Source organism: Tepidanaerobacter sp. EBM-49 (assembly GCF_001896645.1).
Taxonomy (GTDB): Bacteria; Bacillota; Thermosediminibacteria; order Thermosediminibacterales; family Tepidanaerobacteraceae; genus Tepidanaerobacter; species Tepidanaerobacter syntrophicus.
This window is the reverse complement of sequence record NZ_MPPE01000025.1, coordinates 82,721-102,462: the sequence shown is the minus strand read 5'-3', so window position 1 is coordinate 102,462 and position 19,742 is coordinate 82,721. Positions and strand designations below refer to the sequence as shown.

At 38.1% G+C, this 19,742-nt stretch carries 18 protein-coding genes and 1 pseudogene; 5 read left to right on the top strand and 14 right to left on the bottom strand.

Going from position 1 to position 19,742, the window contains the following annotated elements; all coding sequences use genetic code 11:
* Together BUE08_RS04285 and BUE08_RS04280 are read right to left on the bottom strand one after the other, a co-directional pair.
* A pseudogene (locus BUE08_RS04285) lies at positions 1 to 273 on the bottom strand (DUF1788 domain-containing protein); the annotation flags it as partial.
* 26 nt (positions 274 to 299) lie between these two features.
* On the bottom strand, positions 300 to 908 hold the full coding sequence (locus BUE08_RS04280) for a DUF1819 family protein (protein ID WP_286680410.1): 609 nt from the start codon (positions 906 to 908) through the stop codon (positions 300 to 302).
* A gap of 303 nt (positions 909 to 1,211) precedes the next feature.
* Between BUE08_RS04280 and nadE the strand changes: the two genes are divergently transcribed.
* Positions 1,212 to 2,048 carry an NAD(+) synthase gene (nadE, locus tag BUE08_RS04275; protein WP_286680409.1) on the top strand — a complete coding sequence of 279 codons (837 nt, stop codon included), beginning with the start codon at positions 1,212 to 1,214 and terminating at the stop codon, positions 2,046 to 2,048.
* Between the two features lie 60 nt (positions 2,049 to 2,108).
* On the opposite strand, the gene BUE08_RS04270 is transcribed toward nadE, so the two are convergent.
* From BUE08_RS04270 to BUE08_RS04225, 10 genes are all read right to left on the bottom strand, one after another.
* Positions 2,109 to 2,723 carry a V-type ATP synthase subunit D gene (locus BUE08_RS04270; RefSeq protein ID WP_286680408.1) on the bottom strand — a complete coding sequence of 205 codons (615 nt, stop codon included), beginning with the start codon at positions 2,721 to 2,723 and terminating at the stop codon, positions 2,109 to 2,111.
* A gap of 5 nt (positions 2,724 to 2,728) precedes the next feature.
* Positions 2,729 to 4,102: a V-type ATP synthase subunit B gene (locus tag BUE08_RS04265; RefSeq protein WP_286680407.1), complete on the bottom strand. Its 1,374-nt coding sequence runs from the start codon at positions 4,100 to 4,102 to the stop codon at positions 2,729 to 2,731.
* Positions 4,092 to 5,879, bottom strand: coding sequence for a V-type ATP synthase subunit A (locus tag BUE08_RS04260; RefSeq protein WP_286680406.1), 1,788 nt, complete (start codon positions 5,877 to 5,879; stop codon positions 4,092 to 4,094). Before BUE08_RS04260 ends, BUE08_RS04265 begins: the two co-directional genes overlap by 11 nt.
* Positions 5,863 to 6,507 (bottom strand): V-type ATP synthase subunit E, encoded by a 645-nt coding sequence (locus BUE08_RS04255; RefSeq protein WP_286680405.1) that lies wholly within the window; start codon positions 6,505 to 6,507, stop codon positions 5,863 to 5,865. Before BUE08_RS04255 ends, BUE08_RS04260 begins: the two co-directional genes overlap by 17 nt.
* A gap of 9 nt (positions 6,508 to 6,516) precedes the next feature.
* Positions 6,517 to 6,825, bottom strand: coding sequence for a V-type ATP synthase subunit F (locus tag BUE08_RS04250; protein WP_286680404.1), 309 nt, complete (start codon positions 6,823 to 6,825; stop codon positions 6,517 to 6,519).
* Positions 6,826 to 6,835: 10 nt separating this feature from the next.
* Positions 6,836 to 7,255, bottom strand: coding sequence for an ATP synthase subunit C-like protein (locus BUE08_RS04245; RefSeq protein WP_286680403.1), 420 nt, complete (start codon positions 7,253 to 7,255; stop codon positions 6,836 to 6,838).
* Between the two features lie 45 nt (positions 7,256 to 7,300).
* Positions 7,301 to 9,307 (bottom strand): V-type ATP synthase subunit I, encoded by a 2,007-nt coding sequence (locus tag BUE08_RS04240; RefSeq protein ID WP_286680402.1) that lies wholly within the window; start codon positions 9,305 to 9,307, stop codon positions 7,301 to 7,303.
* Positions 9,308 to 9,325: 18 nt separating this feature from the next.
* Positions 9,326 to 10,372, bottom strand: a complete 1,047-nt coding sequence (locus BUE08_RS04235; RefSeq protein ID WP_059032632.1) for a V-type ATPase subunit — start codon at positions 10,370 to 10,372, stop codon at positions 9,326 to 9,328.
* The gene (locus tag BUE08_RS04230) at positions 10,365 to 10,700 is read right to left on the bottom strand and encodes a hypothetical protein (protein ID WP_059032633.1); all 336 of its coding nucleotides are present in this window, start codon (positions 10,698 to 10,700) and stop codon (positions 10,365 to 10,367) included. Before BUE08_RS04230 ends, BUE08_RS04235 begins: the two co-directional genes overlap by 8 nt.
* A gap of 324 nt (positions 10,701 to 11,024) precedes the next feature.
* Positions 11,025 to 13,031, bottom strand: a complete 2,007-nt coding sequence (locus BUE08_RS04225; RefSeq protein WP_286680401.1) for an oxidoreductase — start codon at positions 13,029 to 13,031, stop codon at positions 11,025 to 11,027.
* Between the two features lie 232 nt (positions 13,032 to 13,263).
* Between BUE08_RS04225 and BUE08_RS04220 the strand changes: the two genes are divergently transcribed.
* The gene (locus BUE08_RS04220) at positions 13,264 to 13,527 is read left to right on the top strand and encodes an ATP cone domain-containing protein (protein WP_286680400.1); all 264 of its coding nucleotides are present in this window, start codon (positions 13,264 to 13,266) and stop codon (positions 13,525 to 13,527) included.
* Between the two features lie 223 nt (positions 13,528 to 13,750).
* Here the strand turns inward: BUE08_RS04220 and BUE08_RS04215 are convergent, their stop codons facing one another.
* Positions 13,751 to 15,082, bottom strand: coding sequence for an NCS2 family permease (locus tag BUE08_RS04215; RefSeq protein ID WP_213997248.1), 1,332 nt, complete (start codon positions 15,080 to 15,082; stop codon positions 13,751 to 13,753).
* A gap of 280 nt (positions 15,083 to 15,362) precedes the next feature.
* Here BUE08_RS04215 and BUE08_RS04210 point away from each other — a divergent pair, with 280 nt between their 5' ends.
* Together BUE08_RS04210 and BUE08_RS04205 are read left to right on the top strand one after the other, a co-directional pair.
* A complete protein-coding gene (locus tag BUE08_RS04210; protein WP_286680399.1) occupies positions 15,363 to 16,265 on the top strand; it encodes a hypothetical protein in 903 nt (300 codons plus the stop codon).
* Between the two features lie 9 nt (positions 16,266 to 16,274).
* On the top strand, positions 16,275 to 16,577 hold the full coding sequence (locus tag BUE08_RS04205) for an EscU/YscU/HrcU family type III secretion system export apparatus switch protein (RefSeq protein ID WP_059032638.1): 303 nt from the start codon (positions 16,275 to 16,277) through the stop codon (positions 16,575 to 16,577).
* Here the strand turns inward: BUE08_RS04205 and BUE08_RS04200 are convergent.
* The gene (locus tag BUE08_RS04200) at positions 16,574 to 17,245 is read right to left on the bottom strand and encodes an MgtC/SapB family protein (RefSeq protein ID WP_213951436.1); all 672 of its coding nucleotides are present in this window, start codon (positions 17,243 to 17,245) and stop codon (positions 16,574 to 16,576) included. The genes BUE08_RS04205 and BUE08_RS04200 overlap by 4 nt on opposite strands.
* Before the next feature lie 216 nt (positions 17,246 to 17,461).
* Between BUE08_RS04200 and BUE08_RS04195 the strand changes: the two genes are divergently transcribed.
* Positions 17,462 to 19,600: a YcdB/YcdC domain-containing protein gene (locus BUE08_RS04195; RefSeq protein WP_286680398.1), complete on the top strand. Its 2,139-nt coding sequence runs from the start codon at positions 17,462 to 17,464 to the stop codon at positions 19,598 to 19,600.
* Positions 19,601 to 19,742 lie beyond the last annotated feature (142 nt).

Genomic DNA, 19,742 nt, shown 5'->3' with positions numbered 1-19,742 from the left:
TTCCATTTCGAAATTTTTTTCGAGATATCCTTTTGAGTCAAGAATTTCTAACATTATTTCATATAAATCGAATTCTTTTATTTTAAATCCATAGTTCCCGCTATTTACTTTGTCCTTTAAAAAATTGATATAATCCCTTACCAACATCTCATGCTGAGGTTCATAGTCGAAAATATAGTACCCAATCTCATTTCCAAGACCTTTGTTTTCCCTAAAAGATTTTTTGGTTATTGCAGGAAGTATTTTATCAAGCCTTTCTTTTGTTGTAGCCATAGCCCGCCTCCTTTCGATCGCAATATTTAATCCAGTTTACCTAATAAGATATTAAGATATACTGTATCTCCTATTTCTTTTAAATGATCTATGACAGAATGTTCTATGATTGGTCTTACTATTTCTATTTTTTTACCTTCATTTTTAACAAGACCGGATTCGGTCAGAATCCTTGAAATTACCTGCTTAAGCTTATAAAAGGTATAATCTGCCCATGATGCTACCCTGGCACTTTGCTCCTTTTTTCTGTCAAAAAATATATTGAAGTCCTTGTCCAAAATGAATCTATCCCCAAGTATGATTTTATCTTTATAAACTTCATTCATAAATTCAAAAAACAGCCTATCAGTTTTCATTATAGAATATAGTGCTATGAGCTTACTTGTTTGTATGTCAGAATTTACTAAATTTTCTATGAAGAACCTATCTAATACATTTAGTCTGGTTATAACAGCTGATGCAATTTCTGCTTTTCTGGCATCAGTATTTACCTGGAATATATTGTCATAAAGTGATTTATTTCGGATTTGATATTCATCGTGCCCTTGCAAAACAAGCTTTGCAGCTTTTTTTATCTCTACATACAAAAATGCTTGCGATTTAATTGTCGTTCTGTATTTCCATTTATTTTCCATTATTTTACCTCATTTCGGGCCACTTTTACTTAATTGTTATTATAACATAAATATATTAAGTAGCGTAAACGTATTTAAATGGTTTAAATTAGGCAGAAAGAAGCTGGCTGGCGTTTCAATTTGCCAGCCAGCTAATTGTTAATTATCAGTATTGCTGAGCCGTCACGCAATCTTGCTCCACTGTTTCCCATGCCGCCTGTGCCTTTATTATAATTAGTATAGATACAGGCATAAAATGACCAATTTACAAAAAATATATGATACTATAAAAATGTAAATCTTTTATGCGAAGGAGGTTTTGTTTTGACCGAGGTAGAGAAAATAAAGACCTTTATAAAAGAAAATATTGAAAGATATAAATTTAACGGAGTTGTCATTGGAATTAGTGGCGGAATTGATTCGGCAGTAGTGGGAAAGCTGCTGGTAGATGCAATCGGCAGTGATAAAGTGTTCGGGCTGATTCTGCCGGAAAGGGATTCGGCAAAAGAAACCGTAAAAGATGCAAAATTGGTTTGCGAGTTTTTAAAAATAAATTATAAGATAAAAAATATCAGCAGGATACTCAGAAGCATGGGTGTGTATTCTCTCAAGCCTCCCGCATTGATATTTCCCAGATCTGTTCAGGAAAGATATGCGCAAAATGTCTGGCTGGCAGAGGACAAGCCTTACATCCAAGATTTGCAAAACCAGGGGAGCAAGAGTTTTAGAGAAAGTCTTGCTTATTACAGGGCAAAACCCAGGATAAGATCGGTCATTTTTTATTTTTATGCTGAGCAGCTAGGTTATGCTGTAGCAGGATGTACAAATAAGACAGAAGCCTTAACCGGATTTTATGTTAAATGGGGAGATGAGATTTGCGATATCGAACCTATAAGTCATCTTTATAAAACTCAGGTTTACGAACTTGCTGAAATACTGAAAATTCCTCAAAAAATCATCAACAAAAAGCCCAGTCCCGACATTGCCCCCGGAATCACTGATGAATTTGCCCTTGGAATTAGTTATGAGGAGATTGACAGGATATTAATTAAGATCGAGAAAGGAGAAGACCTTTCAGGAGAAAAACAGGAAAGTATTGGGAAAGTTAAAGAGGTCCTGACAAACAAAAAACTCCGGGGAATAAAGTGCCTTCACCTATAAAATATGCTTCCCTTGCCGGAAGTCTTATCTCCGGTTTAAAGGAAGCATTCTTTCTATTTGCTAGACTTTTTTCTTTTTTAGCAGTTTCAACCTGAAAAAATCCTCTCTATCCTTTTCTTCCAGAACATCTGATATCATTTTTACCAGATATTCATATCTGGGAATTTGAATATTCTGCAGAGCATTAGCTCTTTTTTGTGTTTTTTTGATTTCAACTGCCAGCTTATAAACTGAATCTTCTACCTCTGCCAGTTCATATATTAAATAAATTACATCATGGAATTTCTGCAGGGCGACATCTAGTGCGGTATTTGTATGATAAAAGCTATAGTAATGGTCAATATCTTTCTTCTCATATTTTACCATGGGAATTTCCACGCCCATTACGCTGCGGCTTAAGATTGTGATTTCGTCGGCAAGGGGAATTGATTTTGCTACCTGATAAACTTCGCTAATTCCTAATGTAACATTAGCTAAAATTAACGCCTCATAAGCTTCTTTAAAGGTTTTGCCTATGCTGTCTTGAAGTTTTTCAGCCCTATCCATGAATCCCATCATTTCTCTAATAAGTACGTTTCTTTTTTTATCCAGCAATTCATAACCTTTCTTGGAAAAGTCAAGGGCTGCCTCGGAATCCATTAAATTGGCTTTAGTTGGTGCAATATTTTCTTGCACGAAAATCACTTCCTAAGATATTTTTGTACAAGGGCCGGATCTATTCTATTAAGCTCTTGTTCAGGCAAAATCTTAAGTAAATCCCACATAAGATCCAGGGTATAAATAATATCTCTATTTTCTTCAAAGCTTTGTTTTGCAAAAACTTCCTCAAAATTTTTTCCAAATTCCATATACTTTGTATCAGTTTCCGAAAGTTCATCTTCGCCTATAACCTGTGCCAGTGCTCTTATCTCTTGGACATTCGAATAAGCGGAGAAAACCTGGTTTGCTACATCCGGATGGTCTTCTCTGGTGTACTCTGCGCCTATGCCGTCTTTCATTAAACGAGAAAGCGATGGCAGCACATCGATAGGGGGATATATACCCATTTGGTATAGTGATCTGCTCAAAACTATCTGCCCTTCAGTAATATAACCGGTAAGGTCAGGCACCGGATGGGTAATATCATCATTAGGCATTGTAAGTATAGGTATCTGGGTTATGCTGCCCTTTGCACCCTTTAACATCCCTGCTCTTTCATAAAGGCTGGCCAAATCTGAATAGAGATAGCCGGGATAGCCTTTTCTGGAAGGAACTTCTTCGCGAGCAGAGGATATCTCTCTTAGGGCTTCACAATAGCTTGTCATGTCTGTCAATATAACCAGCACATGCATATCACACTCAAAAGCAAGATACTCTGCAGCAGTAAGTGCACATCTCGGCGTCAAGATACGTTCAACCACAGGATCGTCTGCCAGGTTCACATACATAACAACTCTGTCCATAACCCCGGCTTCTTCGAAAACCTTGCTGAAATAATTAGCTTCATCATGCTTTATACCCATGGCCGCAAATACGACGGCAAATTTTTCGGCTTCTTCTCCGCTGATTTTAGCCTGTCGAACTATCTGAGCCGCAAGCTGATTGTGAGGAAGACCGTCTCCTGAAAAGATGGGAAGTTTTTGCCCTCTTATAAGGGTTATAAGGCCGTCGATTGCAGATATGCCGGTTTGTATATAATTCCTGGGATATAGCCGCGCCACCGGATTCATCGGTCTGCCGTTTATATTATAATACTTATCGGAATAAATTTCGCCCGCTCCATCTGCAGGTTCCGCTATCCCGTTAAATCTTCTGCCCAATATTTCTCTTGATAAAGGTATCTCCATTGGCTTGCCGCTAAATACAACGCCTACATCATTTAAGGAAATTCCTGATATCCCTTGAAATACCTGAATTATTACTTTGTCTTTATTTATCTGAACAACTTTGCCTGTTCTGCGTTCATGATTTGGCATTTCCACTTCCACAAGCTCATCATAAACGGCACCTTCTACGTTGCTCATAACTACTAAAGGCCCCTCAGCTTTATCCAGTTTTCTGTATTTAACCTTCATTGGCGGCACCTTCTTTATACATGCTTTCCAAGCTGTCGTAATGATTGTCTATTCTTTTGCTAAGTTCATCAAAGATCTCAGGCTTGTCGTCCGAGATATTGTACTTCATCATTATAATATCGGAAAATAACGTCTCTTCTTTTACCTTAGACAATGGTATACCCTTTTTTATGCAAGCAGAAGCCCGATCATATAACTTGTCGATTATCTTCAGCATTTTATATTGTCTTGAAAGAGGAGCATACGCATCTTGAGGGTGGTAAGCATTTTGTTGCAAGTATCCTGATTTTATAATTTTTGCTATTTCAAGGATTATTCGCTGCTCATCAGGAAGCACATCTTCCCCTACCAATTTCACTATATCCATAAGTTTATCTTCTTCTTGAAGAATTCTCATCATCTTTGCTCTTAAATCCACAATATCAGGCGCAACATTTTCCTTAAACCAATCCTCCAGCATTGGAATATAGCCGCTGTAAGAAGAAATCCAATTTATTGACGGAAAATGCCTTGCATGAGCAAGCTCTCTGTCCAGGGCTAAAAAAGCGCCTACTATTCGCTTTGTAGACTGAGTAACAGGCTCGGAAAAATCGCCGCCTGCCGGTGAAACTGCGCCTATGATAGTTACCGAACCTTCTGTTCCGTTCAAGTTTTTAACATACCCGGCCCTTTCATAAAAAGCAGCAAGCCGTGAGGCAAGATATGCAGGGTAGCCTTCTTCGGCAGGCATTTCTTCAAGCCTTCCGGCAATTTCCCTAAGCGCTTCCGCCCACCTGGACGTGGAGTCGGCCATTATAGCCACACTGTATCCCATGTCTCTGAAATATTCAGCAATAGTAATTCCCGTATAAATCGATGCTTCTCGAGCTGCCACAGGCATGTTCGATGTGTTTGCTATGAGAACTGTCCTATCCATCAAGGGATTGCCGGTTCTGGGGTCGCGCAGTTTAGGAAAGTCTTCCAGAACTTCGGTCATTTCATTGCCGCGCTCTCCACAGCCTACATATACTATGATGTCAGCATCGCTCCATTTTGCAAGCTGATGCTGTGTTATAGTCTTTCCTGTACCAAATCCTCCGGGAATGGCTGCCGTTCCGCCCTTTGCTATGGGAAAGAATACATCTATTACCCTTTGACCGGTAACCAAAAGCTTCTCTATCGGCATACGCATTTTTACAGGTCTTGGAACTCGCACAGGCCATTCCTGCTCCATTTTAAGCTCATGTTTTTCGCCCAGGGAATCTTCTAATACTGCAAGTGTATCGCAAATAGTATATTCTCCGCTATCTACAGCGCTTACAACCTTGCCTTCTATGCCTGGCGGAACCATAATTTTATGGGTTACCATGGAGGTTTCCTGCACTGTAGCAAATATGTCATCAGATTTAAGAACATCACCGACTTTAGCCAGAATATCAGCATGCCAAAGTTTCTTCTCATCTATTGATAAAAGGCCAATACCTTCTGGTATGAATTTAAGGCCGGAACTATATATTTCAGAAAGAGGCCTTTCAATTCCGTCAAAGATGTTTCCTATGATGCCGGGTCCCAGCTTCAATGAGAGTGGGCTGCCTGTGCCAATTATTTTTTCATTTGTCTTAAGGCCCGATGTTTCTTCATATACCTGAACCGTTCCTATATCTTTTTCAAGAGAAATAACTTCGCCGATAAGTTTTTTCTCACCTGCCATGACCATCTCTCTTACCGAAAAGTCTTGCATGTTATTGGCTTTGACAACAGGACCGTTAATATAAATTATATTACCTTGATTCGACATTCTGCCACCCCTCGCCAAGCCTTGAAGACAGGATTTCACCTGCTAATTTGCGGCTTTCTTCTATTATGGTATCAATTGTAAAATCTACTTCAAGACTATCATCTGAAGTTTTAGCAAAAACGCCACCGCTTATGCTTTTTGTTTCTTCGATCTTGAAGTTGTCTTCGCTTCTTGATGATTTTATAGTATTTAAAATCACATCTTTATGTCTTTCGGTGTCATTTGGGCTAAAATTAAAAATTACAAATTGATCACTTGAAAATTTGCTATTCACTTTTTTAATGGCTTCTTGCAGAAATTTGGCATATTCCTCTGTTTCGGTAAATGATAAAGCTTCCTTTTTTACCTCGTCTATGATTCTTTCAACAAACTTACGTCTTTGTTTTAGCACTGCAAGATGCATATCTGATTTTGCCTTTGAAATCATCTGCTGTTTTTTTACTGTGGCGTTTCTTGCTGTGGTATCAACTGAATTCTTTATTTTTTGCTCATAGTCTATGACGATCTCTGATTTACGGTTTTCGTAATAGCGGGTAAGCTTTTCACGTTTTTCTGCATAATCCTGCTCTATTCTCTCTATGAGCACCTTTGTAAAAAGCGCTATTTTATCTTCAATGGTAGTAGCCATGCTGTCACCTCAAATCTTAACTCCTATGGACTCCTTAATATTCCTCGTTAAAAAGTCAGGAGAACGTCTTGTTCCGTGTCTGTCCGGAATTTCAATTATGATAGGAAGTCCGGAAGAGCGTTTCATTGTATCTAATTCGTTTTTTATCTTTTCTGCCGCAAGTTCTGTAATAATTACTATACCTATATCATCACTTGCTCTTGCCTTTTTTAACTCATTTAGGATTTCTTCTCTCTCATGCACCACTACGCCCTCTACCCCGGCAAGCCTCATTCCGGCCAGCGTAGTATGGTTATCGCTTATTAAGAAACATTTCATTTGTATCCCTCTACAATCTTCCGAGAATCATTATGGACACAATTAAGCCATAAATTGCGATACCTTCTGCAAGACCTACGAATATCAAAGTCTTACCTAAAACATTCGGATCTTCTGAAACTGCTCCTAACGCCGAAGAGCCAACTGCACCTACAGCATAGCCTGCGCCCAGGGTAGCAAGACCTGTTGCAAGAGCCGCTGCAATAAATCCTAAACCGGATGAAGAATCAGTTGCAGATGCTGCACCGGCAAAGCTTGGTATCATAAAAAACAGGAAAACCGCAATAAGGCCGGCGTAAACTGCTGTGCTGTATTTACTGAGCTTTTTGAAACGTTTTGCCCTTACTTCATCTTTCATAAAATAAATAACAAACCCTGTTGTCAAAGTTATTAACGATATAGCCATTGCAATAAATAATATGATATACATATTCGCTCCTCCTCAAAACTTATAAAGTTAATATAGAATTTAGTTTTACGCACCGACATTAATACTATCAAGTTTCTTAGGTGTAAAGGCCACGCGTTTTACTCTTACAGGCTTATACTCGATGCCGTCACCTCGGAAATACTTAGTAAAGAGTTCATAGTACTCCAGCCTGAGGGCCTGTATAAATACTATCAGCCCTTCTAGTCCGATTATAACTATGTTGCCTATAACCAGCATCACTATGTTGCCTGCTTTAGAACCCATCATCTCCCCCATCGTTGCAAAAGCCATGTAAAGGCCTACATGGTTTAAGGCAAAAGCTCCTACTCTTATAAATGATATGGTATTTGACATCATTGAAAGCAATGTTTCTATAACACCAAAGCCTTCTTCAATATAATAATCGGTAGGGGAACTGTTATATAGTTTGCCTGTATGCATAATGGTGTTCGCTAAAGGCTGCTTTAGCACCATTAAAACCAAAAAAACTATAAGTGCATAGACCAATATTGGCGAGATTCCACTTTTTGCAATAACTGATGATGTAACCAAATACAGCACTGTTAGGTAAAATGCCAGCCCAACTACGCCGTTTCTTCCAAAGACACCTTCTTCTACATTGCTTTCAAGATATGAATTCATGATATTGTAAATATAGCCTACTATGGTTAGGACAACGCCTAAAACGATGGCTGCCACCAGCATATAATTTATATTCGCCATCGGCCTTATAACAAGAGGCTGGATAATTTCTTCAGAACCAAAGACGCTTCCATAGAAAAAGCCGAATATCGTCGACGCAAAGCCCATTCTACTTAACACACCGCCTAGGCTGGTTCTTTTTAGTGCGATTTCCATAAAAAGTCCTGCGCTAAAGAGTATAAGGCCTTGTCCTACATCTCCAAACATCGCTCCAAAAAGCAGCATATACGTTATGCTAAAAAAAGCTGTAGGATCTATTTCATCATAAGCAGGTGTGCCATACATCTTTACTAAGGCTTCAAAAGGCCTGAAAATTTTAAGGTTGCTGAGCTTAGTAGGGGGTGTAATGATTGAATCTCCCGTTTTCACATCGTCTATCAGTAGGATAATTCTATCGCCAAACTGCTGTTTGAGGCTGTCTGTTAATTTGGATACCCGGCTTATGGGTACAAAACCAAACATGAAAAATAAGTCTTCGCCTACTGCAACATCAGACTTGACCTCTTCAATTTTCTTTTCCATTTCCAGCCTCGAAAAGCCCTTTTCGACTTCTTCTGCAAAGTCTATTTTAAACTTTTGAAGCGATTCTTTCAGTAATTCAACTGCTTTTTGGTCTTCTTCTATGCTTGCAGTAAGTTCTTCTATAATATTTTCTGCGGTTCCGCCCTTGTCAGGAGGCAGCGGTAAAACGCTATAATTTAATGAACTGAATATTTTTTCTACAGTCTCTTCTAGGATAATAGGAGTTATAATTGCTGCAACAACATCCTTGCCTTCTGTTGCCACTTTCAGGATTACAGCGGGTATGTTTTCATAGTTCTTTTTTACTCTTACATAGTCATCTCGCGAAAACTTCAGAAGCCGAAATGTCAAGTACTTCATTCCGGAAAGTCTTGATATATCCAAGCTGTATTGTCTCAAATATTTCAGGCTTTCTATATATGTCTGCTTTTGCTCTATTAACTGAAGTTTTTCATTTATTTCATCTGCAGTTTTGCGCACTTCTTTGTAAATATCGGAGAGGCTTTTCATAAATTCCTCATAATCATAATCCTGCCCTAGGTGCTCAAGTTTTACGCGAGGCGAAAGTTCAAAGAGGCTTGCTAGTGCTGCAATCATTTGCTCGTCCTGGGTAAAATCACGTTTAGAAGTATATGGCTTTAGAAAGGGAAGTTCTTCCAAAGCCTTTATGTTTTTTTCAGTAGGGGGCAGAAAGAAATCGCTGGAATTTACCCGGGCAAGAGCATTTATCATGTGCATGCTTTCATCTACCAAAACAAGTCGTAAAAGGCGGTTTAATATAGAATTTTCCCCGATTATGCCAACGATTTTCATCTTTTCAACTGCCATAAAATCATCTCCCGCAACTTATATAGCCTTAATTAGAAATTTATTTATTTGGTCAGGCTGCATATTGTATCTGATGCTTTCCATTATAGAAATGATATCCCGAATTTCAAATTCAAAAGAGTATATATAGTTAATTGTCTGCATTATACTCATTGAATATTCACGGGCAAGTTTTTTGAGTTTATAGTATATATATCTATTTATGCGCCTTTCCATATAAATGTCTCTTGACATTTCCTCTTTTTTAAATAAAAACCCGTATCCCGCATCTTGCGCCATGGCATAAAGCTCGTCAAGAGTTTTAGTGTAGCACATTGATCTTCTTTTAGTAAAATTCAGCTTGTCTCCAAAATTAATTGTATAATTCAAGAGTTCCTCAGGAGAAATGTTGTAGAACTTTTTGCCCCGATATATCCACTGAATATTGTAAAGGTCCGCTACCATGCCTTCCCATTTTTTAAGAATTATGCTGTCTTCTTTTGAAACATTTTTCATTTTATTTTCTAGGATTCTAAAATATCCTGCATCAAGAAGCATTTCAAATCTAAACAAGTTTTCGGTTTTCGTCCTAAGCAAAGGCTTAAGTATATCGAAGAAATCGGAACCTTCTGTAGCATAAATAAGTTCTTCAACAGTTTTTGCCTTCAAAAACTTTTCGGGCTCAATTTTGCTGTATTTGCCTAAAAAGGAAAGAGGCCTTTCTGTTATGTCAAACTTTTCGTTGTTGAAGATTTCTCTAGCCAACACCTTCAAGTCTTCAATTTCATATTTGAGATAAAATGAAGAAATAAATTTTTTGTAGTCGTAGCGAAAATAATGCAGCAGTTTGTCCATATTTATTATCATATTGCGTTTTAATATATCTTCAATATATCTGCGGCTAAGTTTGTCAGCAGGCAAGTCTTTTAAAAACTGGCCATAAAATGTGCTGTCTCGCAAATAAAAAGCAATTTCAGGAACAGATTTTTTCTCAAGCAAAGTTTCGTAATCACTTTCCGTAAGAAACTTTCCCTCCATTGCTCTGATTTTAGTATTTACTGCTGCGTAAATTGCTATTTTATCCATAGCGTTCACTCTCTATGTCGAAAATCCGTTTTAATATCTCTGCTACCAGTTCTTCATGGATATTCTGAAATTCCTGTTCCATGTAGCTTACGACTTCTTTTGATTTTTTATTAAGATTATCGACTTCTTCTTGGGCTTCTTGCATTATTTTCCTAACAACTGCATTTGTTTCTTCTTCCAGTCTCTTTGATAAATCTTCAACTATCTTCTGTTCTTCTGCCTTGTAGCGCTGTTCTAATTCTGCCAATTGTTTTTCTCGGGCGGCACTGATCTCTTGTATCTTGTCGTCCAATTCGATGAACTTTTTTATTACATCTTGTTCCTGCAAAGTATCACCTTCTTAAAAGGTTTTAAAATAACTAACTATGTGTTTATCTTTCACAAATTAGATATATCTTGTAGTTTATTACTCTTAATATGTAAAAGCAATTGTCAATTAATTACAAATCACCTTGAATCAAGACAATTAATTGAAAAGAACCCAATAACACCAGTCATGCTCTAACAACCTTTTAATTACTGCAAATTGCTAAAAATAGCCCCCTTCGCCCAAAGACAGAGTCTGTCTTTGGTTCAAAGGGAGCGTGTTTAGATTTGCAAAATATGTTTAGGTTTTTATTTAGGATTTTGCCGTGTGTGTAGAAGCTACAAACTAAATAGTTCTTGCCACTTCATACGCATCCCATATAGCATACATTATATTGCGTGCTCTATTGGCGTCTCCTATAGTATAAACTTTAGGCAGCTTGCCTGATATTTCATTATATAGGCACTTATTTGGCTTTAAACCTACTGATATAACTACCGTATCGGCCGGGATAGTGGTTCTCTTGAAGTTATTATCTATAACTTCCACTGCTCCGTCTTTTACTTCAAGGAGGCTGTTGTTTAAAACCGTCTTCACATTGTGTAGTTTTATCATATCAAGCACCATTGTCCTATTCATGTGAGGCACAGGAAGACCTGCCGACATCAGTTCAGGAAGCATCTCGACAATAGTTACCTCTTTGCCTGCCATCGCAAGACTTAAAGCTGTCTCACATCCGACGAGGCCGCCGCCGACAACTACAACTTTATTGCCTACCGGTTTTTCTTTAAGAAGAGCTTCTGTGGCTGTAACAACATTGTCTTTGTCTATTCCGGGCACATTCGGTTTAATGGGTGTAGAGCCTGTTGCAACTATTACCACATCTGTTGCATTTGCTTTTACAAACTCAGAGTCAACTTCTGTGTTTAGTTTGACATCGATTCCAAGTTTATTCATTTGAGTTTTATACCAATCAAGTAATCTCTCGTTATCCTTTTTAAATTCGTCAACTGATGCTTCTATTAGATGTCCCCCTAATTTGTCGGTTTTCTCATAAAGCGTCACCTTATGTCCTCTTAAGGCAGCTACTCTCGCGGCTTCCATACCGGCTACGCCGCCACCAATAATCATTACATTTTTGGTGCAGCAGGCAGGATAAATGCCATAGTCTACTTCTCTTGCACATGCAGGATTTACTGCGCAGCATAGCGGTTTGCCTTCAAAAGCTCTTCCAAGGCAGCCGTCATGGCAGCCTACGCAGGGACGAATATCTTCCGGTCTGTCTTCCAAAACTTTATTTGGCCATGCAGGATCCGCAAGAAGTGCTCTACCTAAGCAGACCATATCTGCGGCCTTTCCTTCTTCTAGCGTCTTTTCTGCAAGTTCCGGCAAATCCATTCTGCCTGCAACTATTACAGGAACATTTACTACTTTCTTCAATTGTTCCGTAAGCGGCAGATAAAGGCCGTGTTTCTGGTATATCGGGGGATGTGCCCAATACCAGGCATCATATGATCCTGCATCTGCATCAAAGGCATCATATCCGGCTTTTTCCAAAATTGGCGCGATGGTAAGCCCTTCTTCTGTGTCTCTTCCTTTTTCCACAAACTCTTCCCCATCGAGTCCGCCTTGATTCCAACCTTTGATATAACTCTTTATGCTAAATCTTAAACTGACCGGAAAGTCTTGACCATTTACCTTTTTTATAGCCTTGACAATTTCAATAGGTAAAGTAAGTCTCCCCATTACGTCTCCGCCGTATTTATCTGTCCTTCTGTTAAACATTCCAATTGTAAACTGATCAAGTAAGTATCCTTCATGAACAGCATGGATTTCAACACCGTCAAATCCTGCTACTTTTGCTATAGCAGCTGACTCGGCAGCCATTTTAACCAATTTTTCTACTTCTTTTGTCGTAAGTTCCCTGCATGTAACAGAGGGATCCCAGTAATTGGGTATTGCAGATGGCGCAACGGGTTCGCCGACAAGCATTGCAGGAGCCGCAACCCGGCCAAAGCCTATTGCAAGCTGCAGGAATATCTTGGAATCATATGCATGAATTCGTTCCACCATTTCAGATGTTGTATTTATAAAGTGAGCAGGGTCCATTGTTGTGCAAACAATGATTCCGGGATGCATTTTTTCAATTTCATTTTCAATTTTGGTAACGCTTGTAATAATTAGACCGGTTCCACCCTTGGCCCTTTCTATGTAATAATCCTGGGCTCTCTTGGAAAAACCGCCTTTGTCAGTCGCAAGTCCTAATATACCCATTGGAGCCATAGCTATTTTGTTTTTAACTTCTACCTTGCCAATCTTAATTGGCTCAAAAAGTTTCTTATAACCAGACATTAAATGGTCACTTCCTTAATTTTAAATTTTACTTACTATTTATTAAATTCTACATCCGATTGACAAAATCCTGCTTAAGTTAAAAAATTATAAAAAAAATTGGGTTTCGTCTTATTTTTTCGTATCCCGGCGCACATTGATTTTTGCGAATAGTCATGATATATTACTTTATATAAGTTGCACTAATTGCAAGTATATAAACAACATACAACAGTTGAAGGGGCGTGGGCCAATGAAAGTTATTAAGCGAGACGGACGTATACAGGAGTTTGACATCGGCAAGATTCAAGTAACCCTGGAAAACGTATCTGATGAAATATCAAAACCGCTTACGGCATCTGATATTAAAAAACTTCTTACAAGCATTGAAAAAGCAGTTTATTCTCGTAATCAGGAGGAAATCAGGTCATCTGAAATATTCGAAATTGTTATCGAAAAATTAGAAAAGGCAGGTTTTCACGATATAGCAGCTGCTTATAAAAAGGGAAAAAAGTAGTTTTTACAAGTTTTACACGATCCAGTAGGAAGTGTATCGCAGAAATTTATTTTCGGTGTCATAGATACTTATTTTGCGCTTACATTACCATAAAAAAAGAAAATCAGGTAAGAAGAGAATAATCATCTCTATCTTACCTGATTTGTTATTATTGTCATAAAGTTGTTATTGTTATTGCCATCCTTTTATTGCTGTCGTTCTAACTTTTATAGAAAACCTATTTTTATCTTATAAAAGCAAAATATAGTACGAAAGTTACCGCAAGAACATACATCATCCAATGAACTTCTTTTCCTCTCCCTGAAAACAGCATAAGCGCCGCATATGCAATAAAGCCCACCGAAAGACCTAAAGAAATACTGAAGGTAAAGGGCATTAGAACGGCTGTAAGAAAAGCCGGAAATGCTTCATAAAAGTCATCAAATTTAATTTCGTTAAGACTTGTTGCCATGAAAATTCCCACAATAATCAGCGCCGGAGCTGTAGCCGCCGTTGGAACCGCCAGAGCTATAGGCGAAAATATAATACTTGCAATAAAAAGAACCGCCACTGTAACTGCCGTAAGGCCAGTCCTGCCGCCAACGCTTACGCCGGCTGCGCTTTCAACATATGTAGTGGTGTTGCTTGTTCCCAGCAAGGAACCTATAACAGTACCTATGGAATCTGCAAATAGGGCCTTGTTTCCTCTTTTAAGGTTGCCGTGTTCATCTATCATGCCTGTGCGGCTGGCCACGCCTACAAAAGTCCCTATTGTGTCAAAAAGATCTGCAAAAAAGAGCGAAAATATAACGGGATACATAGAAAGCTGTAAAGCGCCTTTAATGTCAAGTTTGAGAAGACCTGGCGCTATACTTGGCGGAGCCGAAATAATCGATGCCGGAATTTTTGTTATGCCCATTGGAATTCCTATTATTGAAGTAATTATTATTCCGAGCAAAATTCCGCCTTTAACACCTTTTGCCACAAGAACTGCTGTAATTATAAGACCTACCGCCGCAAGTAAAACAGCAGGATCTCTAAAATTCCCCAGGTCCAAAAAAGTATCCGGGTTACTAATAACAATTCCAGAATTTTTAAATCCTATAAATGCAATAAATAGTCCTATGCCAGCGCCTACCGCATGCTTTAGTGACATTGGTATCGCCCGAATTAAAAGTTCCCTTAAACCTGTAAGTGTAACAATAACAGCTATAATACCTGAAAGAAATACTGCTCCCAGCGCAGTCTGCCACGGAATTCCCATTTTTCCCACCATGACATAAGCAAAGAAAGCATTAAGGCCCATGCCCGGAGCCAGTGCAAAGGGATAGTTGGCATAAACTCCCATAAACAGCGTCGCTATAGCTGAAGCAAGTGCCGTAGCCATGAATACTGCTCCCTGGTCAAGGCCGGCATCTTTTAAAACTATAGGGTTTACGAGAAGAATATAAGCCATAGTAACAAATGTTGTAATACCTGCCAGAATTTCCGTTCTGACATTTGTCCCATTTTCCGACAGCTTAAAAAACTTTTCAAAAAAATTAGATTGGCCGCCGGCAGAAACATCGTTTTTCAATAGAAAAGCCTCCCTTTAAGATTATTTTGTTTGTAAAAACTACGTATAAAGTAAATAAAAGTTGTAAAATTGATGTGTAAACAGGAGCCGTAATTTTTTCCGTATTGCCGGAATTACGCAGGTATGAATATTGTTTTTTCCAGAGAATATATTACCAAATAAGCTAGACAATGTCAATAAAAATACGAATTTTATCTTTGTAAATAGATTTAACGTTCGTATTTTTACGTGATATAATCTAAATAAAGAAAGCAAAATTGTCTATGGAGATGTGGTAAGGGTGAATATTCCTCCTTTAAATATTCCTGAGGAAAAGAGCGATAGTGTAAATTCAAAATTAGTTTCAAAGGATCTTCAAGCTGCCGGAGGCGGAGCAAATCTTGAAAATAAGAACAGTATAGATACCGTCAACAATAATTCCTTAGCCTTCCTTGACATTCCTCAATCTTTAGAGACAAATATCGCCTTAGGCATTTTATCTAAATTGAATTTGCCTATAACCGCTGAACGCATCAATATAATTATTGATTTATTAAAATACTTGGAAGGCGCTAAAAATCAAGAGTTCGAGGGGTTTACAGATGAAAATCCTCAAACTCAGTCTCAAAACTTATTGTTTTACAAGGCCGTTGACAGCTGGGCAAAAGTAGGACCTTCACCTTTAGAAACTCAGCTTTTAAAATATCTTGAAGGCTTTTCTCCAGCGTCAAAAGACAAAGAAATGGCTACGGAGAACCATGTCAAAGAAGGAATTTTAAAGGACTATCTTGCAGCGAAAGTCTTAAATGCCGCAAACAATCCTATAAACATAACTACTGATGAAAAGGTATACTTTTTTATAATCGAGCTGCCCGTATACCAGAAAATTTACATAAGAATTTCTCATGAAATTTTAGATTCTGCAAGACAGCAAGCGTTTGTTAAATTAAGCTTTATCGTAAATACAAAAAACCTGGGGGCGGTGCTTATTGAACTTACTTACTTGGACGGCGCCATAAAGGCTGCTTCTACTTTTGAAAGTAAAAAATCGTTGGATTACATGAAGAATTTTCTCACTGCTTCAAATAACACAAGCGCCTTAGTTCGCAATATGGAATTTAAAGTAGGTAAGATTTCTCTTGAAAATTTTCTTTTTGATAAAGCTGGACATTCTCATCTAAAAGGAATAAATATTAAAATTTAGGGTGAAGCTATGGTAAAAGAATATAGTGCTAATAAAAACAAAAAAGCCGCAGCGCTGAAATACGACAGCAGCGCCGATAACGCACCAAAAATTTTGGCTTCCGGCAAAGGCTTTATAGCAGAAAAAATTTTAGAAATAGCAAAAGAAGAAAATATAGCTGTTTACAAAGATCCTGTTCTGGTAGAGGCATTAGTTAAACTCGAGATAGGTCAAGAAATCCCGGCAGAGCTTTACAGGGCAGTTGCAGAAGTTCTTGCATTTATCTATTCGGCGGACATAGCCGGCTCTTTGGAATCCTTAGATAATGTTTAATCAAACTCTGTATTAACTTCATATACTCCCCCTATCTCTTGCAACTTCTGTTTTATTTCCTCGAATTCTAAGCGGTTAATTTTGGGAATCATTAAAGTTATCATTAACCTATTTTCATCCAAACTCTCCATCTTTATGTTTCTAATGCTGATATTCATTTCGCCGAGGCAAGAACCTATTTTCCCTAACTGGCCGGGGCTGTCGTCTATTACCACAAACAGCATTTGTAAAAATCTCTTCTTTAAAATTAACTGATCTAATTTATTGAAAGTCACGAGAGTAAGCAGCATCATAAATGTAGCAAGAGTTGCTCCATAATAAAAACCTGCTCCGATTGCAAGACCGATTGCAGATACCGCCCATAGACTTGCAGCTGTAGTCAGTCCTTTTACAGAAGCTCCTTCCCTTATTATCGTGCCTGCGCCAAGGAAACCTATGCCGCTTACAACTTGAGCAGGTATGCGAGTAGGGTCTACATTGGTTTTCCCCTGAAACTGGCTAAAAATAAATATCGAAGTAAGCATGATTACGGCAGAACCCATACAAACTAATATATGTGTTCTAAAACCTGCCGGTTTATTAGTAGTTTCTCTTTCTAAGCCTATGATTCCGCCAAGCACAAGAGATAAGACAAGCCTTATTGTAAGTTCCGCATTGCTAAGAAGCATTGCTCCACCTCTTTTTATAATTTTCTTACTAAATTATACTATATTATACTTCTCTTTAAAGCCCCGGGTCAACTATAGCGAGCTTTTTCAGGGAACTTTTTGGATAACTAATGCGTCAATATAGAAAGAAGATAAAACTAGGGGGCGATAGAATCTAAAATGTATTTAACGCTGTTGACTAAGGATTCTACTCAAAACAAGAAAGGTTGAGGTGTTATGAGAAAAAGAGTTTTTTCAACAATTATAGCTTTAATATTTATGCTTTCTATTTTATCTCCTGTGGCAGCATCAGCTCAAACAACTATTTCTCAGGAAAAAGCGATAGAAATTATTAAAAATCTATTTGACACATCTATTTATGATCAATTTAATATAAACTACAACGAAATTGATGAGAATAAAAACGTGTGGGAACTTAACTGGTCTCAGTCAAAGGAGGCCTATGGCAGCTTAAGTGCAAGCGTTGACAGCGATACAGGAAATATATTAAGTATTTATATGTACCGCGGTTACGATTCAGGAAGAACGACGTCAGGAATACCAAAGTACACAAAGAATCAAGCTTTAGAAATAGCGCAGAATTATGCTAAAAAAATTCAGCCATCTGAATTTGCCAAAACAAAGCTTACCGAATCTAAAGGCGCAGTTTATCCTACAAAAAACTATAGCGAAAGTTACTTCTTTAACTTTATCCGCACAGAGGGCAATATACCCGTTGAGAATAATTATATTAACGTAGAAGTAGACGGCTACACCGGCGATATTCTAAGCTATTCCTTTAATTGGTGCTGGGATCCATTGCCATCTGCTGCAAATCTAATCTTGCCGGAAGATGCGGAGAAAATTTTTAAGACTAATGATAAATTAGGTTTAAAGCTTGTATATAAACGCTACTTTGATTATTCCACAAAAAAAGAAGATATTAAACTGGTTTATGTTTTAAATTCGGAAAGATTTTTAATAGATGCAGTTACCGGAGAGATAATAGACGATAGGTATTATGATTTTTACGGTGCAGGCGCCGGAGAAAAATCAGCGCAAGCCGGATATGACACGTCTCTTACCCCTGCTGAAAGCAAGGAGGTTGAGATAACTAAAAACTGTATTTCAAAAGATGAGGCAATTAATATCGTTAAGAATTATATCACCATCCCTTCCGATTATAAGCAAAAGACGGCAAATCTTTATGAAATTTACGACGATCCGGGACAAAAAATATGGAATATTAGCTGGCAAAAAACAGATGAAAATGGTGACATCAGTGGTACCATATACGCATCAGTAAATGCACTGACCAAGGAATTATTGAGTTTCGATATTTATGATGATAGCAGATGGTCTCAAGAATTTAAGCAAAATTACGATAGAGCTGCGGCTCAGAAAAAAGCAGAAGAATTCTTGCAAAACTTCCAGCCTTCACGCTTTAAAAATGTGAAGCTTGAGGATATTGACACAAATATTGACGAATCCGAAAAAGCTCGCGAACATTATTTTGTTTATACAAGAATAGTTAATGGTATTCCTTATAACGCTAATGGTTTTAATTTAACGGTAGACTCTCAAAGCGGGCAGATAGTCAGTTATCGCATGGACTGGCACGAAAGAGTATTTCCGGATCCTACAGGAGTTATTCCAAAGGACAAGGCTCAGGAACAATTCTTGAAAAAGGTGGGTTTAGAATTAGTTTACGCCTACCTTTATAATCCCAAAGAGGGAGATGTAGGGAATTACAAACTGGTATACAAACCGAAAGATGCCGATTCTTACACCTTTGACGCTTTTGATTTTACACCTTTAGATTATAGTGGAAAACCCGTTAAAGAAGAGGTTGAAACTTCATTTACCGACATCAAAGGACACTGGGCGGAAAAAGATATTCAGCTCCTAATTGATTTAGGCGTTATTAAATGCTCGGAAGACAAGTTTCTGCCCGATAAAAACATAACAGAAGGCGAGTTTGTAAAGTTTCTCCTTTTAGCTAAGAATCAGAACATCCCTGATGATGCCTTGATGAAATCTTCGGATGCTGATGATATACAGTCATATATTGATTTAGCCTTAAAGCTGGGATGGATAAAGCCAAATGAGATAGATGCGAAAAGACTTATATCTCGCGAGAAAGCTGCCGCTCTTGTCGTAAGGGCCATGGGTCTTGAAAAGGCGGCAAGTCTTTCTGATATTTATAAAGATATTGCAGCCGACAGTGCTTCCATAACAGCCGATTATAAGGGTCATGTAACACTAGCCTTAGGATTAAAACTTATGTCATGTGAAAACGGCAAATTCAGTCCCGGTGGCAGTGTTACCCGGGCCGAGGCTGCAGCCATACTTGTAAGAATGCTTAGAAACCAGTAATCTCGCACAATCATCGCGCGCCTGTATAGCGGGTGGTTTATGTTCAATTTCTGTGCTCTAAGCAGGCTAAAGTATATAAAGTATATAACAAAAAGTGAGCTTAAAAGTTCTTTGCACCTTTAAGCTCACTTTTTTGATTAAA

Excerpts from the sequence above, each read along its gene's own strand:
- BUE08_RS04280 (WP_286680410.1), bottom strand. The coding sequence starts at position 908 with ATGGAAAATAAATGGAAATACAGAACGACAATTAAATCGCAAGCATTT.
- BUE08_RS04265 (WP_286680407.1), bottom strand. The coding sequence starts at position 4,102 with ATGAAGGTTAAATACAGAAAACTGGATAAAGCTGAGGGGCCTTTAGTA.
- BUE08_RS04260 (WP_286680406.1), bottom strand. The coding sequence starts at position 5,879 with ATGTCGAATCAAGGTAATATAATTTATATTAACGGTCCTGTTGTCAAA.
- BUE08_RS04255 (WP_286680405.1), bottom strand. The coding sequence starts at position 6,507 with ATGGCTACTACCATTGAAGATAAAATAGCGCTTTTTACAAAGGTGCTC.
- BUE08_RS04250 (WP_286680404.1), bottom strand. The coding sequence starts at position 6,825 with ATGAAATGTTTCTTAATAAGCGATAACCATACTACGCTGGCCGGAATG.
- BUE08_RS04245 (WP_286680403.1), bottom strand. The coding sequence starts at position 7,255 with ATGTATATCATATTATTTATTGCAATGGCTATATCGTTAATAACTTTG.
- BUE08_RS04240 (WP_286680402.1), bottom strand. The coding sequence starts at position 9,307 with ATGGCAGTTGAAAAGATGAAAATCGTTGGCATAATCGGGGAAAATTCT.
- BUE08_RS04235 (WP_059032632.1), bottom strand. The coding sequence starts at position 10,372 with ATGGATAAAATAGCAATTTACGCAGCAGTAAATACTAAAATCAGAGCA.
- BUE08_RS04225 (WP_286680401.1), bottom strand. The coding sequence starts at position 13,031 with ATGTCTGGTTATAAGAAACTTTTTGAGCCAATTAAGATTGGCAAGGTA.
- BUE08_RS04220 (WP_286680400.1), top strand. The coding sequence starts at position 13,264 with ATGAAAGTTATTAAGCGAGACGGACGTATACAGGAGTTTGACATCGGC.
- BUE08_RS04205 (WP_059032638.1), top strand. The coding sequence starts at position 16,275 with ATGGTAAAAGAATATAGTGCTAATAAAAACAAAAAAGCCGCAGCGCTG.
- BUE08_RS04200 (WP_213951436.1), bottom strand. The coding sequence starts at position 17,245 with ATGCTTCTTAGCAATGCGGAACTTACAATAAGGCTTGTCTTATCTCTT.
- BUE08_RS04195 (WP_286680398.1), top strand. The coding sequence starts at position 17,462 with ATGAGAAAAAGAGTTTTTTCAACAATTATAGCTTTAATATTTATGCTT.